The sequence below is a fragment of the Allocoprobacillus halotolerans genome, from assembly GCF_024399475.1.
Lineage (GTDB): Bacteria > Bacillota_I > Bacilli_A > Erysipelotrichales > Coprobacillaceae > Allocoprobacillus > Allocoprobacillus halotolerans.
On record NZ_CP101620.1, the window covers coordinates 1,202,994 to 1,218,167 of the forward strand.

The 15,174-nt window shown below is 31.3% G+C and carries 22 protein-coding genes, 1 rRNA gene and 1 pseudogene; 23 read left to right on the top strand and 1 reads right to left on the bottom strand.

The features are described 5' to 3' along the window. The first annotated feature begins 22 nt into the window (after positions 1 to 22). From rrf to NMU03_RS07205, 17 genes are all read left to right on the top strand, one after another. A 5S ribosomal RNA gene (gene rrf, locus NMU03_RS07125) occupies positions 23 to 131 on the top strand. A 106-nt stretch (positions 132 to 237) separates the two neighbouring features. Next, positions 238 to 762 (top strand): GNAT family N-acetyltransferase, encoded by a 525-nt coding sequence (locus NMU03_RS07130; protein WP_290141944.1) that lies wholly within the window; start codon positions 238 to 240, stop codon positions 760 to 762. Positions 763 to 954: 192 nt separating this feature from the next. Next, complete coding sequence (locus NMU03_RS07135; RefSeq protein ID WP_290141945.1) at positions 955 to 2,055, top strand: ABC transporter substrate-binding protein; 1,101 nt, start codon at positions 955 to 957, stop codon at positions 2,053 to 2,055. Then, positions 2,045 to 2,320 (top strand): alkaline phosphatase family protein, encoded by a 276-nt coding sequence (locus NMU03_RS07140; RefSeq protein WP_290141946.1) that lies wholly within the window; start codon positions 2,045 to 2,047, stop codon positions 2,318 to 2,320. The genes NMU03_RS07135 and NMU03_RS07140 overlap by 11 nt, the downstream gene beginning before the upstream one ends. Positions 2,321 to 2,397: 77 nt before the next feature. Continuing rightward, positions 2,398 to 2,811 carry an alkaline phosphatase family protein gene (locus tag NMU03_RS07145; RefSeq protein ID WP_290141948.1) on the top strand — a complete coding sequence of 138 codons (414 nt, stop codon included), beginning with the start codon at positions 2,398 to 2,400 and terminating at the stop codon, positions 2,809 to 2,811. A gap of 48 nt (positions 2,812 to 2,859) precedes the next feature. Further along, a complete protein-coding gene (locus NMU03_RS07150) occupies positions 2,860 to 3,708 on the top strand; it encodes an ABC transporter permease (protein WP_290141949.1) in 849 nt (282 codons plus the stop codon). Next, positions 3,705 to 4,505: an ABC transporter permease gene (locus NMU03_RS07155; RefSeq protein ID WP_290141950.1), complete on the top strand. Its 801-nt coding sequence runs from the start codon at positions 3,705 to 3,707 to the stop codon at positions 4,503 to 4,505. The genes NMU03_RS07150 and NMU03_RS07155 overlap by 4 nt, the downstream gene beginning before the upstream one ends. Next, the gene (locus tag NMU03_RS07160) at positions 4,505 to 4,939 is read left to right on the top strand and encodes an ABC transporter ATP-binding protein (RefSeq protein ID WP_435372937.1); all 435 of its coding nucleotides are present in this window, start codon (positions 4,505 to 4,507) and stop codon (positions 4,937 to 4,939) included. The genes NMU03_RS07155 and NMU03_RS07160 overlap by 1 nt, the downstream gene beginning before the upstream one ends. Continuing rightward, positions 4,906 to 5,523, top strand: coding sequence for an ABC transporter ATP-binding protein (locus tag NMU03_RS18020; RefSeq protein WP_435372938.1), 618 nt, complete (start codon positions 4,906 to 4,908; stop codon positions 5,521 to 5,523). Before NMU03_RS07160 ends, NMU03_RS18020 begins: the two co-directional genes overlap by 34 nt. A gap of 78 nt (positions 5,524 to 5,601) precedes the next feature. After that, complete coding sequence (locus tag NMU03_RS07170; protein WP_290141951.1) at positions 5,602 to 6,426, top strand: histidinol-phosphatase HisJ family protein; 825 nt, start codon at positions 5,602 to 5,604, stop codon at positions 6,424 to 6,426. Between the two features lies 1 nt (position 6,427). Then, positions 6,428 to 6,634, top strand: a complete 207-nt coding sequence (locus NMU03_RS07175) for a PHP domain-containing protein (RefSeq protein WP_290141953.1) — start codon at positions 6,428 to 6,430, stop codon at positions 6,632 to 6,634. Then, complete coding sequence (locus NMU03_RS07180) at positions 6,631 to 6,825, top strand: PHP domain-containing protein (RefSeq protein WP_290141955.1); 195 nt, start codon at positions 6,631 to 6,633, stop codon at positions 6,823 to 6,825. The genes NMU03_RS07175 and NMU03_RS07180 overlap by 4 nt, the downstream gene beginning before the upstream one ends. 63 nt (positions 6,826 to 6,888) lie before the next feature. Then, positions 6,889 to 7,065, top strand: coding sequence for a PHP domain-containing protein (locus NMU03_RS07185; protein ID WP_290141956.1), 177 nt, complete (start codon positions 6,889 to 6,891; stop codon positions 7,063 to 7,065). A gap of 301 nt (positions 7,066 to 7,366) precedes the next feature. Further along, on the top strand, positions 7,367 to 8,260 hold the full coding sequence (locus NMU03_RS07190) for an ROK family protein (protein WP_290141957.1): 894 nt from the start codon (positions 7,367 to 7,369) through the stop codon (positions 8,258 to 8,260). A 194-nt stretch (positions 8,261 to 8,454) separates the two neighbouring features. Next, positions 8,455 to 8,613, top strand: coding sequence for a hypothetical protein (locus NMU03_RS07195; RefSeq protein ID WP_290138942.1), 159 nt, complete (start codon positions 8,455 to 8,457; stop codon positions 8,611 to 8,613). 110 nt (positions 8,614 to 8,723) lie between these two features. Beyond that, positions 8,724 to 9,308, top strand: a complete 585-nt coding sequence (locus tag NMU03_RS07200; RefSeq protein ID WP_290138940.1) for a transposase — start codon at positions 8,724 to 8,726, stop codon at positions 9,306 to 9,308. Beyond that, positions 9,305 to 9,772: a transposase gene (locus tag NMU03_RS07205; protein WP_290138938.1), complete on the top strand. Its 468-nt coding sequence runs from the start codon at positions 9,305 to 9,307 to the stop codon at positions 9,770 to 9,772. Before NMU03_RS07200 ends, NMU03_RS07205 begins: the two co-directional genes overlap by 4 nt. 202 nt (positions 9,773 to 9,974) lie before the next feature. Here NMU03_RS07205 and NMU03_RS07210 read toward each other — a convergent pair whose 3' ends face one another. Beyond that, positions 9,975 to 10,505: a VanZ family protein gene (locus NMU03_RS07210; protein WP_290141958.1), complete on the bottom strand. Its 531-nt coding sequence runs from the start codon at positions 10,503 to 10,505 to the stop codon at positions 9,975 to 9,977. Positions 10,506 to 10,634: 129 nt separating this feature from the next. Between NMU03_RS07210 and NMU03_RS07215 the strand changes: the two genes are divergently transcribed. The 6 genes and pseudogenes from NMU03_RS07215 to NMU03_RS07240 all read left to right on the top strand — a co-directional run bounded on the left by NMU03_RS07215 (position 10,635) and on the right by NMU03_RS07240 (position 15,171). Next, positions 10,635 to 11,267, top strand: coding sequence for a hypothetical protein (locus tag NMU03_RS07215; RefSeq protein ID WP_290141959.1), 633 nt, complete (start codon positions 10,635 to 10,637; stop codon positions 11,265 to 11,267). A gap of 244 nt (positions 11,268 to 11,511) precedes the next feature. Continuing rightward, complete coding sequence (locus tag NMU03_RS07220) at positions 11,512 to 12,387, top strand: Cof-type HAD-IIB family hydrolase (protein ID WP_290141960.1); 876 nt, start codon at positions 11,512 to 11,514, stop codon at positions 12,385 to 12,387. A gap of 90 nt (positions 12,388 to 12,477) precedes the next feature. Continuing rightward, a complete protein-coding gene (locus NMU03_RS07225; protein ID WP_290141961.1) occupies positions 12,478 to 13,023 on the top strand; it encodes a rubredoxin-like domain-containing protein in 546 nt (181 codons plus the stop codon). Between the two features lie 210 nt (positions 13,024 to 13,233). Next, positions 13,234 to 13,752, top strand: a complete 519-nt coding sequence (gene tnpA, locus NMU03_RS07230; RefSeq protein WP_290141321.1) for an IS200/IS605 family transposase — start codon at positions 13,234 to 13,236, stop codon at positions 13,750 to 13,752. A gap of 306 nt (positions 13,753 to 14,058) precedes the next feature. Further along, positions 14,059 to 14,304, top strand: a pseudogene (tnpA, locus tag NMU03_RS07235) (IS200/IS605 family transposase); the annotation flags it as partial. 243 nt (positions 14,305 to 14,547) lie between these two features. Continuing rightward, complete coding sequence (locus tag NMU03_RS07240; protein ID WP_272595462.1) at positions 14,548 to 15,171, top strand: DUF6431 domain-containing protein; 624 nt, start codon at positions 14,548 to 14,550, stop codon at positions 15,169 to 15,171. The last annotated feature ends 3 nt before the right edge of the window (positions 15,172 to 15,174 follow it).

Sequence of the window (15,174 nt, forward strand, 5' to 3'; positions counted from 1 at the left end):
GAGCGTTCGTGCTCTAGGGGGATCTGGTGGCGAAGGCATGATGGACACACCTGTAACCATGCCGAACACAGAAGTTAAGCATCATAGCGGCGAAGATAGTGGGCAACTGCGACAATAGCACGCTGCCAGTCCATTCGGGAAGGTTCAGTTCTTCTGTTTCCTTCCCTTTTTTTATTCTCTTTTTATCCCTTTTGTAGTAAAATAATGTTTATCTTTTATGAAGAGGAGGGCTAAAAAGTGATTTTTGAAACAAATCGTTTATATTTAAGAGAATTAACACAAGATGATTATTTTGATTTAGTTCAAATTTTACAGAATCCTAATGTTATGTATGCCTATGAACATGACTTTACAAACGAAGATGTTCAAATATGGCTCAATCGTCAATTCAGTCGTTATAAAAAATATCATTTTGGTTTATGGGCAGTTATTTTAAAATCTACTAATGAAATGATTGGGCAGGCTGGACTTTCTATGCAACCTTACCATGATGATGAAATACTTGAGATTGGCTATTTGTTTAAAGAAGAGTTTTGGCATCAAGGATACGCAAGTGAAGTTGCACAAGCATGTAAAAATTATGCTTTTTCTCAACTCAAAGCTAAAAAAGTCTTTGCTATTATTAAGTCAGATAATGTTAGTTCTATAGCTGTTGCTAAAAGAATAGGTATGAAAAAAGTGGATGAGTTTAATGTTCGCTATTACAATGATGAAAGGTTACATTATTTATATGCTGTAGAAAATCTTTGTAATTTAATATGATTTTCTATATTTCCAAGGAAATTCAATATTTTTTAAATACAATAAAATTAAGATAAATTTAAAATATTTTATCAAAATATTTACAAAGCACTTATTTAAGTGCTTTTCTTTTTACAATTCTTAACATATTCATGCTTTTTTATATAAATTTATAAATGCTATACTTTACTCGCTAAGGAGGAAGTATAAAAAATGAAAAATAAGTTTTTTAAATTGGGGATGAGTGCTCTTGTAGCTGCAACATTTTTAACAGGATGTTCAGAAGAAAGTGCTCAAACAAAAGTTGATTTAAATGCAATGACAATTGAGGAAATTACAGAAAAAGCCAAAGAAGATGGTGAAATTAATTCAGTGGGGATGCCTGATACTTGGGCAAACTGGGTTGAAACATGGGATGAAATCAATGAAAAATATGGAATTAAACATACAGATACTGACATGTCAAGTGCTGAAGAAATTACGATTTTTGCAAATGAAGCAAATGATGCTACAAAAGATATTGGGGATGTCGGTCAATCATTTGGCCCAGTTGCTGAAAAGCAAGGTGTCACATTACCTTATAAAACATCTTATTGGGATTCCATTCCTGATTGGGCAAAAGATGATAATGGAGATTGGATTATAGGTTATTATGGAACAATTACATTTATCACAAATACAGATCTTGTAGACAAAGCACCAACAAGTTGGCAAGATGTTTTAGATGGTGATTATACATTAACAGTGGGAGATGTTTCTGTTGCGACTCAAGCACAAAGTGCTTTATTAAGTGCATCTATTGCTTTTGGTGGTAATGAAAGTAACATCCAACCAGGATTGGATTTCTTTAAAAAATTAGCTGAAGACGATCGTTTAGACATGGGTGATACAAGTGTAGCTCGTTTAGAAAAAGGTGAAATCGAAGTTGCTGTATTATGGGATTATAACTCACTAGGGTATCGTTCACAAATTCAACAAAATAATGCAAATGCCCATTTTGAAGTATCTGTCCCAACAGATGGCGCAATTCAAAGTGGTTATTGTACAATTATTAATGCCTATACAAAAAGACCATATGCTGCAGCACTTGCAAGAGAATACATCTTATCTGATGAAGGACAAATCAATTTAGCCAAGGGATATGCACGTCCAGTACGAGATGATGTAGAGTTACCAGAAGATGTTAAAGCGATGCTTTTACCAGATGAACAATATACGAATGCACGATTTGTTGAAGATCAAGAAGCTTGGGATCAAACAGTTTCTGAGTTATCAACAACTTGGCAGGAAGAAGTTGTCGCTTATGCACAATAAAAAAGTAATCTTCGTTTTATTGGACGGTTTACAAAGTCATTATGCCAAAGAACATTTAGGTTATTTAGAACATTTATGTGAATATAAAAAAGCAGCAAAATATGAAGTACTAGGTGAATTACCTAGTGCTTCACGTCCAATGTATGAAACAATTTTTACGGGTGTACCAGTCTATGAACATGGTATTAGTAATAATGGCGTTTGTCGCTTATCAAATCAGGAACATCTTTTCCATTTATTAAAACAAAACAATAAAAAAGTTTAGCTCTTGCTTACTATTGGATAAGTGAATTATATTTATCGGCACCTTTTTGTAAAGAAAGAGATATTTATCATCATGATATGGCTTCAAATATCAATCAAGGATTTTTCTATTATGAAGATACATATCCTGATAATCATCTCTATGATTTATCATCTTGTTTGATGAATAAAGAAGATTATGATTTTGTATTTATTCACCCAATGAATATAGATGATGCGGGACATAAATATGGTGCTGGATCAAAAGAATATGCACATGCAGTTATTCAAAATGATAAGTTATTATCAACATATATCCCACAATGGATTGAAGCAGGGTATAGTGTTGTCGTAGGGGCAGATCATGGTATGAGTGAAAATGGTTATCATGGTGGTGAAAGTTTAGAACAACGACAAACTGCTTTATATATTGTTGATTCATGTGTTGTTGGAGGTTATCATTCAAAACAACTGACAACATTGGAATTTGCCCCTTGCTATGTTATTTATTAGGGATTCAACCAACACAAAAAATGAAATCTTTGGAGGTGACATTCAATAATGAAAGCAAAGAAAAATTATAAATTCTATCTACTAGCATTAATACCATTTTTCACGATTGTTATATTATTTGAAATCTTACCTCTTATAAATATTGTAATTGAAAGTTTTTCAAAACAAGGTGGTGGTGGTTTCACTTTAGAACATTTTACTCGTATTTTTACAACACGTTTATATCAACAATCCATCTATAACAGTTTATGGATTTCACTTTTTTCAGCAGTTGCTGGTATTTTAATTGCCTTCATTGGGGCAAAAGCAGCTTATAATGCTAGTTCCAAAATACGTAGTGCATTTACATCAGTATTAAACATTACAAGTAACTTTGCTGGGGTACCACTTGCCTTTGCCTTTATGATTCTATTAGGTAATGTTGGAATCTTAACATTAATTGGAAGGAACTATGGCATAGACTTTTTAGCAAGCTATGACCTCTATACAATTAATGGTTTACTCTTAACTTATGTTTATTTCCAGATACCATTAGGAACATTACTGATGTTACCAATCTTTGCAGGATTAAGAAAAGAATGGAAAGAAGCGGTTGGATTACTAGGTGGGAATAGTTTTCATTATTGGTTTAAGGTCGCTATTCCATCATTGTTACCGAGCATATTAGGAACATTCTCAGTATTGTTTGCTAATGCATTAGCTGCTTATGGAACAGCATATGCCTTGTTAAGCAACAATATTTCTATCTTGCCAATACGTATCTCACAACAATTTGTGGGAGAAGTTGTCCAAAATCAAGAATTTGGTTGTGCCCTTTCATTAGTTATGATGGCATTGATGGTTATTTCTATTTTAATTACAAATAAATTACAGAAAAAATCGGGAGGGGCCCAATGAAACTAAAAACACATTTATGGGATGGTTTAATTCTCTTTATTATTGCAGCATTTTTAGTTGTCCCACTTGCATTAACCTTCCTATATTCCATCTTTACAGCATGGACGGATATATTACCAACTGGTTTTACATTAAGTTTTTATACACGTATCTTTACCGATGGATCATTTATCAATTCATTATTAAGATCATTAATTATCTCTTTTGTACCAGTTTGTATTTGCAGTTTTTCCATATTACTTGTGTTATATGTCATGACACTGTATATGCCAAAACTTGAAAAATACATCGAAATCCTTTGTAATATTCCTTATGCTATACAAGGTGTTATTCTAGCAGTTGGAATTATTTCACTCTATTCAGGAAAGCCAGGATTTTTATCCAATCGTCTTTTCCTGCTTGTAGGAGCTTATTGTATTATCATCTTGCCATATACATTTCGTGGTTTAAAAAACACTATTAGTGCATTAAATGTCAAATGTGTAGTAGAAGCAGCTCAAGTTTTGGGATGTTCACAACTTCATGCTTTCTTTACTATAATTATTCCACAAATGAAAAATGGGATTATCTCAACCATGATGTTAGCATTCACAATGTTATTTGCCGACTTCGTTGTTGTTAATATGATTGCAGGAAGTGCCTTTAGAACAGCAGGAATTTACTTATATCAAACAATGTCAAAATCAGGACAATTATCAAGTGCAATAATCGTTATATTATTTATCACAACATTCGTTATTTCAACATTTACATTAATGATTCAAAACAAAGCAATCGCAAAGAGGAGGAAAGATTAATGGCTTATATAGAATTTAAAGATATATGTAAAAGCTATGATGGAAAAAATCAAATCTTAAAAAATATACATTTAGATATTGAAGAAGGAGAACTTGTCACATTATTAGGACCAAGTGGTTGTGGAAAATCAACATTATTACGTTCACTTGCTGGATTAGAACAAATTGATTCAGGAAGAATTATCTTAGATGGTCAAGATATTACAGATGTTCCTGTTCAAAAACGTGGAATTGGTATGGTCTTTCAACAATATTCATTATTTCAAAATATGAATGTTGAAGATAATATTGCTTTTGGATTAAAGATAGCGAAAATGGATAAAAATCAGATTGCTCAAAAAGTACAACGTGCTATTAAAATGGTTGATTTAGTAGGCAAAGAAAAAGTTATCCAAGTGAGTTGTCTGGTGGACAACAACAGCGTGTTGCGATAGCTAGAGCCATTGTTATGGAACCAAAAGTCTTATTATTAGATGAACCATTAAGTGCTATTGATGCAAAACTTAGACGTGAACTCCAAGAAAAAATCAAACGTGTTCAAAAAGAATTAAAAATTACAACAATCTTCGTTACCCATGATCAAGATGAAGCGATGATTATGTCAGATAAAATTCATTTAATGAAAAATGGTATTATTGAACAAAGTGGAAATCCAGTACAATTATACACACACCCTGTATCAAAATTTGCTGCTGAATTTATAGGTCATTATAATATCTTAGATAATCAACAATTACAAACACTTTTACCTCAACATCGTTTTGATAATCATTATTATGCGATTAGACCAGAAACAATATTATTACAAAGTGAACCTATTCAAGATAGTCAAATGTATGTTTTTGAAGCTGTTGTGAATCATTATATATCAAGAGGAAACGTATTACGATATACATTAAGTTGTCAGGATGTTGTTTTAAAATCAGAAGCTTTATTTAGAAGTTTTACGTTGTTTGATGAAGGACAAAAAGTCTATGTTGGTATTGAACCACATAATATATTAGAAATTAGGGATTAAAAAGACTGTTGAGCAGACAGTCTTTTTGGATAGAAAAAATAAAAAGAAAAAGATATAATGAAAAAGGGGATGATAAAAATGATAAAACAGAATTTACATACACATTCTATCTATTGTGATGGAAAAAATACAATTGAAGAAATGACTTTAGAAGCTATTCAAAAAGGATTTCAAGTTTTAGGTTTTTCTGGACATGGGAATTGTCGAAATATTGATAATTATTCAATGGATGAAGAGAATACTCAAAAATATATACAAGATGTTTTGACAATGAAAGAAAAATATAAAGATCAAATACAAATCTTTTTAGGTGTTGAAGAAGATGTTTTAGGACAAAGATTTATAAAACATCAACCTTATGATTATATTATAGGAAGTGTACATTTTGTAAAAGTTGGTGAACAATATATGGCAGTTGATGAAAGTCAAGCAATCACGCAACAGATTGTTGAATACTATGGAGATTTTTTAAGTTATGCAAAAAGTTATTATCAGGAAGTGAAAAAGATAGCTGATTATGATGAAGTAGATATTGTTGGACATGTTGATTTATTAACGAAGTTTAATGAAAATGAAGAGTTTATTGCTTTTGATCAAGAAGATTATTTAAAACTAGCCTATGAATGTATTGATTTATGTATTGAAAAAGGAAAAATCTTTGAAGTGAATACAGGAGCTATTGCTAGAGGACAAAGACAAACACCTTATCCACATCATCTTTTATTAAGCTATATTTATAAACATGGAGGAAAAATCTGTTTAAACAGTGATTGTCATCAAAAAGAGATGTTAGATTGTTATTATGAAAAATCAATAAAATTAATCAAAGCATGTGGTTTTACATCGATGATGTTGTTGACTCAAGATGATTTTGTAGAAACAGATATAAGTGATTTTGAATAAAATGAGAGAAGATTATAATATACATACACATACAACAAGATGTCATCATGCAGTGGGAAAAGATAAACAATACATTTTAGCAGCCATAGAAGCTGATATGAAAACAATAGGATTTAGTGAACATATAGCTTATCCTCATGTAGAAATACCAGAAGAACGTATGTCTAATAGTGATGTACAAGAATATTTAAAGACAATGTATCATTGAAAGAAAAATACAAAGATCAAATTGAAGTCCTTGTTGGTTTTGAAATAGAATATTATGAAGATCAAAAAGATTATTTACTAAAGATGAAAGAATGTTGTAATTATATGATTATTGGACAACACTTTCGTTATGTTCATGGTTATAATTATGATTATTTTAATAATGATGAATATTTAATCGTTTATGCCTAACATTTAGAAAGAGCATTAGAACTTGGTTTAACACGTTATATTATACATCCCAATTTCTTTATTTTGGGCAGAAGAAAATGGACACCAGCTTGTGATGAAGCATCACAAATCATCATGAATGCTGCTCAAAAATATCAAGCGGTCTTAGAAATCAATTTAAATGGAATTAGCTATGGTAAAATCAATTATGAAGATGATTTAGCTTATGCTTATCCACATCCACATTTTTTTAACATGTGACCAATAAACATAAAGTATGTTTTGGCTATGATTCTCACCATCCTACAGCACTATTAGAAAAACATCGTATTTCTCTTTGTTTAGAGTTATTCAATCATAAAAAATTGACATTTTTAGAAGATATTCATGAAATATTGTGACTTATTTTTATAAATAATAAGTCGAAAGGTATTAAAATCTGTTTTAAAGATTTATGTGATACACTTTTCTTTCTGTTTTTATGTTTTGAATAGTCTTGATTCATTGCTTATCTATAAAAAACATTTTATAATAGTTATAAGAGAAAATGGAGGATAAGAATATGAAAATATACTTAACATTAGATGTGGGTGGAAGTGCTATTAAATACGCCTTAATCCAAGAAGATTCAACTATCTTAGAAAAATCAAGTGTACCAACACCGATGGATACAATGGATCATTTTGTAGAAACAGTGGGACAAATCTATGATCAATACAAAGATAATATTGCAGGAATGGCTATTTCTATGCCAGGAATTATTGATCCAGAAATTGGTTATGCTTTTACAGGTGGGGCTTTAAAATATATTACAAAAATGAATATTGTTGATATATTAAAAGAAAGATGTCCTACAAACATTACAATTGGAAATGATGCTAAATGTGCAGCCAATGCTGAAATTGGATATGGTAATTTACAAGATATTCAAGATGGAGCTGTTGTTATTTTAGGTACTGGTATTGGAGGATGTTTGATTAAAGATCACAAAGTGCATACAGGAAAACATTTCAGTGCTGGTGAATTTTCTTTTATTAAAACAAATTGTTTAGATGGTATTAGTTGGAATTATGCATGGTCGACACGTAATGGAATTACTGGTTTATTAGAACGTGTCCAAGAACAGTTAGAAACAGATGAAAAATATACAGGTATTGAAATCTTTGATATGGCTAATCAAGGAAATGAAAAGGTTATTGCTGGTATTAGTGCTTTTTGTAAAGAAGTAGCTATTCAAATCTTTAATGTGCATATTATTTTTGATTGTGAAAAAGTAGCTATTGGTGGAGGAATCAGTGCTCAACCATTATTGATTGAACTCATTCAAAAACATTTCGATGATATTTTTGATCATCTAGGATTTGATGTTTATAAACCAGAAATTGTTCCTTGCTATTATCGTAATGATGCAAACTTAATTGGAGCTTTATATCAACATATTCAAACTTTCCAATAATCAAAAAAGGCAATGCTTTAAACACAATGTCATTAAGTTAAGCTTAAAGAACCTCAATATTGATATTTCTAAAATATTGAGGCTCTTTTTTTATTTTTCTATTGACAAACTGTAAGGTTTGTGGGGCTAAAAATTATAATGTTCTATAATTTTTAGCCCTTTTTAGTAGATGTGTTTTTTAGGAGGTACTTATCATGTTGAATCAATCAAAATCTAACATCTACTATTCACCAAGTATTATCAAAAACAACTTGGACAAATCCATTGATTTTACTCTTGAGGGCATCCAAAACTACTGCCCTGATCCCGTTTCCAATTTTACCGCAATCGCAAGATTACTGCCAGAACACTAATCGAATGCATTATGAACTTCTCCAGTCATTCCACTGTCTGTGAAATGTCACACTTCTTTTATGACATTAAGGATATGCCTTCTCCTTCTGCTCTCTGTCAGCGAAGAAGTTTGCTGGATCCTGTCATCTTTAAGCGTATCAATCAGCTGTTTCTGTCAAGTTTTGATAATTATGCCACCATCAATGGCTATCGCATACTGGCTCAGGATGGTTCTGACATCAACATCCCTTTTGAGGATGATGATACCAAAATTCTTTATAACTCTCTTGGCAGCCCCTGCTGTCAGTATCATATCAACGCTCTATATGACTGCCTGAATCACGTCTTTCTCGACTGGAGTATTGATTCGGCAACGAAAAAGCAGGAATGCGACGCCCTCATCTCCATCATCAATAATGGGCATTATCCTAGAAATGCTATATTTACTGCTGATCGTGGCTATGAGAATTACAATCTGTTTGCCCATTTCATTGAAAACAATCTCAAGTTCGCCATTCGTGTCAAGGATATCAATACAAAAAGTGGCATCATGACAAACATATCTACACCTGAAGGCTCTTTTGACATGACTGTCACACGCACATTGACAAGACTTCAGACAAAGGAAATAAAAGCCAACAAGGAAAAATATGTCTTTGTTCCTTCTACATCCAAATTTGATTTTTGGGTCCAACTCAGGATTATTATGAAATGACACTTCGCATCGTACGTTTCGAAGCCACTGAAAACAACTATGTGACAATCATCACGAACCTTAGCGAAGATGAATTTTCGCTTGATGACTTCAGGGAGCTGTACCACTTTCGCTGGAATGAGGAAACAGCCTTCAATAAGGTAAAGAATACACTTGGAATGATTTATTTCCACGCAAGAAAAAGACAGCTGATCCAGCAGGAAATCAATGCAACATTCCTGATGTATAATGTTTCTGAAATCATCATCAATAATATTGAGATGAAACAGAACTGCAGATACCGCTACAAGGCGAATTTTGCCAATGCAGTGACAAACATACGATTGTATCTCAGGGATCTATTGGAAGAAGATGTTCTTGTTTCAAGAATAAAAAAATTTCTGGTCCCTGAACGACCAGAAAGATCATATAAACGTTCTATAAAACCGAAATCAGTCAAACCGTTTAATAATAGAACGTCCTGACATGATTCATTATAGCACGTTATTTTAGAATAACAAGAAATTTTTTTGAGCTAAATGTTTAGTTCTTTTCGAGTGCGCATGAAATAGATAAAATAAGTTTATAGTTTCGACATATTCTAAAAGGTACCAACTCTCAATTGAATTGATACCTTAACTTAATCGTTATGATTGCATACTATCCTTTAACTTAATGACATTGGCTTTAAACATTGCCTTTTAAAATCTTATAAATCAAATAACCTAAACATAGACCTAAATCATTCATCATAATATCAGTAATATCAAAAGTCCTAAAACCAATACAAAATAATGATAACAATAATTGTATTATTTCAATGCTTATAATCATAGATAAACCAATAAAATGTGTTTTGATAAAAGAATAATGATAAATCAAAGGAAATAATAAACCAAAGGGAATAAATAATAAGATATTTAAGATGACATTATAGATAGCTCCTCGATAATGATAAAAAACATCACGAAAAGGAAAAAGAAAATTATGATTATAAATATGGTTCCAGTGTCCAAATTCAAAATATTGAAAATCTAAAGGAAGAATTGTTACAAATAGGATACCGATAACATAAAAATAAAAGAGAGTGTAATAAATGAATTGTTTATGCTGGTAACGTAAATATATATAATGGTAGTAGATTGCTATAAATATAATGATTTCTATAAGAAATTGAATAATAACAAATAAATTCCATTGTTGATGTGTTATAAGCAAAAGATCACCTCGTATAAAAGGAATATTGTATTATATGTTGAAATATGTAAAATTATGGCAACAATGTAGGAAAAATATAGTATAAAAATTTATATTTGATATAATTATAAGTATAAGGAGGGAAATATCATGAAGAAGATATTTAAATTAGTTGTATGTTTATTAATGGCTATGACAATGGTCGCTTGTGGAGGGTCATCAACTGATAAGCAGGAAACTGTTGTCAAAAACTTTTTTGATTATTTGAAAGCAGGGGATATTGAAAAATTATCAACTGTTTGTACGAAAGACAATAACGATGTTGAAGATTTGACATCTATGCTAGGTGATTTAGAAGAATATAGGGATGTGGAAACATATGGACAAACATTTGTAGATGAAGCTGATAAGTTTATTTCACATGTTTTCTCAAATTATGTAACATCATATGAAATTAACAGTGTCGAAGAAGATGGGGATAATTATCTTGTTATTGCTGATGTCAAGATGAAAGATTATGAAAATCTTGATATTACTGCTGATACAACAGAAATTATAACAAAATATCAAACAGATCATTTGAGTGAATTACAGGAAATCTATTTATCAGAAGGTATGGATGCTATGATGCAAAAAGTTTATAGTGATTTAGCAACTGAACTTTTTGATGTTATGAAAAAAGAGATTGATGGTGCTGAAATGATTGATACACAATTAAGATTTACTTTAACACCTGATGGTGATAATTGGTTAATTTCAACTATTGAACAAAAAGATAAATAATAAATATAAAAATTTGGGAAGAATGATAGTTCTTCCTTTTATTATGAAATACGATTAAGAGAAGTTATATAAATCCACTAATATTTAATAAATGAGAATAGTTTGAATGATCAAAAGTTAAGCGAGTAGTATAATCTCTTAGTATGACTTATATTTCATAATATTTTTTGATTTTCTTCAATAGAAAAATTGTTTCTCTTTATTAATGAAACTGATATAATACGACAATGAGGAGGAACTCAATATGATAAAATGTATTGTTTGTGATTTAGATGGAACTTTGATCAAGAAAGATGATTCAATTGAAGAAAGAACATATCAAATGCTTAAAAAATGTATAGATAAAGGAATAGAATTTATCATTGCAACAGGTAGAGATATTAATATGGTTATTGATTTTTTAAATCAATATCAATTAGATTGTGATTTGATTTTGAATAATGGAACACAGTATTGCGATAAAAATCAAACATTCAATGAAATATATCCAATGAACCCGAAAGCTTTTCGTCAAATAGCAACAATTTTATCTTCTTATGGTTATCTTTTAGCTATTCATACAGATCAAGGGAAATATTCCTTTGTGAGTGCTGATGAATTTTGGGATTATCATTATCAGTTATTATTGTCATCACATGGAAACAAGGAACCTTTACCAAAGAAAACTTTTACAACAAGAGAAGGTTATTTAAGAGATTTTCATTACACTAAGGATGCTGATGAAATCATTGGCAAAGGAATACAAGTCTTGAAGATTGATGCAAGACATTTAGATGCTTACTCAATTCAAGGAGTTAAAGAGCAGTTAAATATTGAAGGATTAGATATTTCATCTTCTTTTGAAGATAATATTGAAATTACAAGTAATGTGACAAATAAAGGAAAATTGTTAGAAAAAATTATGAAGGAAAAAGGATATGCTAATGATGAAGTTGCAGTCTTTGGTGATGGTGAAAATGATAAGCATATGTTGAAACTGTTCAAATATTCTTTTGCCCCGCAAAATGCTTCACAATCAGCTAAAGATGCAGCTCAGTTTATTTTAAATTCAACTAATGAAGATGGAGCAGTATTTAAGGGATTAAATTATTTAAAACAGTTAGGTCTTTTAGAAATATAAAAAAATGTGATAAGAACATTGACGAACAATAGAAAATTGATTATCATTAAATATGGATAAAATAATCCATAATGAATAGGAGGAATAATTATGGCAAAATTTGTATGCACAGTATGTGGTTATGTTTATGAAGGAGATGCTGCTCCAGAAAAATGTCCTGTATGTGGCGTTGGAGCAGATAAATTTATTGAACAAAGTGGAGAAATGACATGGGCAGCTGAACATGTTGTTGGTGTTGCACAAGGTGTAAGTGAAGATATTATTAAAGACTTACGTGCTAACTTTGAAGGTGAATGTTCAGAAGTTGGTATGTATTTAGCAATGGCTCGTGTAGCACATCGTGAAGGATACCCTGAAGTTGGTTTATATTATGAAAAAGCTGCTTGGGAAGAAGCAGAACATGCTGCTAAATTTGCAGAATTATTAGGAGAAGTTGTAACTGATTCAACTAAGAAAAATCTTCAAATGCGTGTAGAAGCTGAAAATGGAGCAACTGCTGGTAAAGTTGATTTAGCAAAACGTGCTAAAGAAGCTAACTTAGATGCAATCCATGATACAGTTCATGAAATGGCTAGAGATGAAGCTAGACATGGTAAAGCATTTGCTGGATTATTAAAAAGATATTTTGGTGAATAGAAAACAAGCCCGTTAATTGGGCTTGTTTTCATTTTAAATATTCATACTAGTATGAATATATTGACTTTAGTCAGTTGAGCATACAAAGTATGCGAAACAAAAAACCACCTGCTATGCGGGTGGAGCGATAAAAAGTTATACAAAATATCACCTTTCCATTATAATGAAAGTGTTCAAGCTATCATTATAGGAAAGGAAAGGTGATAAAGTATGGCTCAAAAAACAAATTCTTTGGCACATACGAAGTGGATGTGCAAATATCACATCGTCTTCACTCCAAAGTATAGACGAAAAGTGATTTATAATCAACTAAGAAATGATATAGGAGAGATATTAAGGACATTATGCCGATATAAAGGAGTAGAAATCATAGAAGGGCATCTGATGGCAGATCATGTCCATATATTAGTGATGATACCACCAAAATTAAGTGTATCATCATTCATGGGATACCTAAAAGGAAAATCGGCACTGATGATATTTGATCGACATGCAAATCTGAAATATAAATATGGAAACAGACATTTCTGGGCAGAAGGATATTATGTGAGCACAGTGGGATTGAATGATGCAACGGTCGCAAAATATATAAGGGAACAAGAGCGACATGACATAGCGATGGACAAACTCAGTGTGAAAGAATATCAAAATCCATTTGAAGACAGAGAAATAGAAAAAGAGAAGAAAAAACAGGAGAAAAAGAAAAAGACAGTTAAGAAAGAGAAATAATCCCTTTGAGGGATAGCGAGAGTCAAAAGCGATAGCTTGAACGAAGTGAAAGCAGCGCCTTTAGACGCGAGCAAGTAACAAAGGCTTATAGTCGCAGAGAAAACCACGCCTTTTAGGCGTGGTTTTTATTTAAATATTCATACTAGTATGAATATATTGACTTTAGTCAGTTGAGCATACAAAGTATGCGAAACAAAAAACCACCTGCTATGCGGGTGGAGCGATAAAAAGTTATACAAAATATCACCTTTCCATTATAATGAAAGTGTTCAAGCTATCATTATAGGAAAGGAAAGGTGATAAAGTATGGCTCAAAAAACAAATTCTTTGGCACATACGAAGTGGATGTGCAAATATCACATCGTCTTCACTCCAAAGTATAGACGAAAAGTGATTTATAATCAACTAAGAAATGACATAGGAGAGATATTAAGGACATTATGCCGATATAAAGGAGTAGAAATCATAGAAGGGCATCTGATGGCAGATCATGTCCATATATTAGTGATGATACCACCAAAATTAAGTGTATCATCATTCATGGGATACCTAATGTTAAACCGAAAACTCTACAAAATCAATTTAGATGAAAAACCGCAGATTAATATAATCAAAAGGATATAAGATTTGCCGTTAGAAACCGCAGTTCTTATATCCTTTATCTGTTTTTTGATTTATAATATTCTATGTGTTATTTATTTTGACTGATTTTTTTAATCTTAAGAAAGGAAAAAGAGAAAAGATAGGTTCAGTTTTGCAGGCTCAATCTCATCTTTTCTCCTGGGTTCATCTTTGATGAATCCACCCGCTACTATGGTACAATCATTTTCTGTTTTAATCAAGCATATTTTTCAAACTTGTCCTATTAATTTTAACCATTCTCTCTCTGCTAGTGAATTTCAGCTTCTCGAAACCTTTTTATTAAATCATCTGGAACTCTCTGCGTTTCATATCCATGATGATCATATATGTAAGTCACCTAATTTTAAATTCTTTATCTCTTATGATCGCTATTTTATTACTTTCCGTGATAATGCCGTTGTTGAGGAAACTGTTTCGATTCCCGTGCTTTACTGTGAAAACTGCAAACATTTTCATGCTGTCCTTCCTCATCTTTTCATTGTGCCTCATTGCCAATATTCTATTCCTTTTATATTATCTGTCCTTTTTGATAAATTTTATTCTTCATTGACTGTAAATGATGTTTCAAATAAATATGGAATATCTATTTCTACAATCTACAGATGGATCAAAAAATACATGTGCTATCTACGCTACTATATGCAGCTTAGAAACAGTTACCGCATGTCTTTTTTTGTTTCAATGATTTATCTTTATGAGGATGTCATGAATGATATCTACGATTTGAGTTCCCATGCTTTATTTCAATATGACCGCAAATTATTTGCTCCTTCGTGAAAT

Coding starts and splice junctions, on each gene's coding strand:
- NMU03_RS07135 (WP_290141945.1), top strand. CDS start 955: ATGAAAAATAAGTTTTTTAAATTGGGGATGAGTGCTCTTGTAGCTGCA.
- NMU03_RS07140 (WP_290141946.1), top strand. CDS start 2,045: ATGCACAATAAAAAAGTAATCTTCGTTTTATTGGACGGTTTACAAAGT.
- NMU03_RS07145 (WP_290141948.1), top strand. CDS start 2,398: ATGGCTTCAAATATCAATCAAGGATTTTTCTATTATGAAGATACATAT.
- NMU03_RS07150 (WP_290141949.1), top strand. CDS start 2,860: ATGAAAGCAAAGAAAAATTATAAATTCTATCTACTAGCATTAATACCA.
- NMU03_RS07155 (WP_290141950.1), top strand. CDS start 3,705: ATGAAACTAAAAACACATTTATGGGATGGTTTAATTCTCTTTATTATT.
- NMU03_RS07160 (WP_435372937.1), top strand. CDS start 4,505: ATGGCTTATATAGAATTTAAAGATATATGTAAAAGCTATGATGGAAAA.
- NMU03_RS07170 (WP_290141951.1), top strand. CDS start 5,602: ATGATAAAACAGAATTTACATACACATTCTATCTATTGTGATGGAAAA.
- NMU03_RS07175 (WP_290141953.1), top strand. CDS start 6,428: ATGAGAGAAGATTATAATATACATACACATACAACAAGATGTCATCAT.
- NMU03_RS07190 (WP_290141957.1), top strand. CDS start 7,367: ATGAAAATATACTTAACATTAGATGTGGGTGGAAGTGCTATTAAATAC.
- NMU03_RS07195 (WP_290138942.1), top strand. CDS start 8,455: ATGTTGAATCAATCAAAATCTAACATCTACTATTCACCAAGTATTATC.
- NMU03_RS07205 (WP_290138938.1), top strand. CDS start 9,305: ATGACACTTCGCATCGTACGTTTCGAAGCCACTGAAAACAACTATGTG.
- NMU03_RS07215 (WP_290141959.1), top strand. CDS start 10,635: ATGAAGAAGATATTTAAATTAGTTGTATGTTTATTAATGGCTATGACA.
- NMU03_RS07220 (WP_290141960.1), top strand. CDS start 11,512: ATGATAAAATGTATTGTTTGTGATTTAGATGGAACTTTGATCAAGAAA.
- NMU03_RS07225 (WP_290141961.1), top strand. CDS start 12,478: ATGGCAAAATTTGTATGCACAGTATGTGGTTATGTTTATGAAGGAGAT.
- tnpA (WP_290141321.1), top strand. CDS start 13,234: ATGGCTCAAAAAACAAATTCTTTGGCACATACGAAGTGGATGTGCAAA.
- NMU03_RS07240 (WP_272595462.1), top strand. CDS start 14,548: ATGAATCCACCCGCTACTATGGTACAATCATTTTCTGTTTTAATCAAG.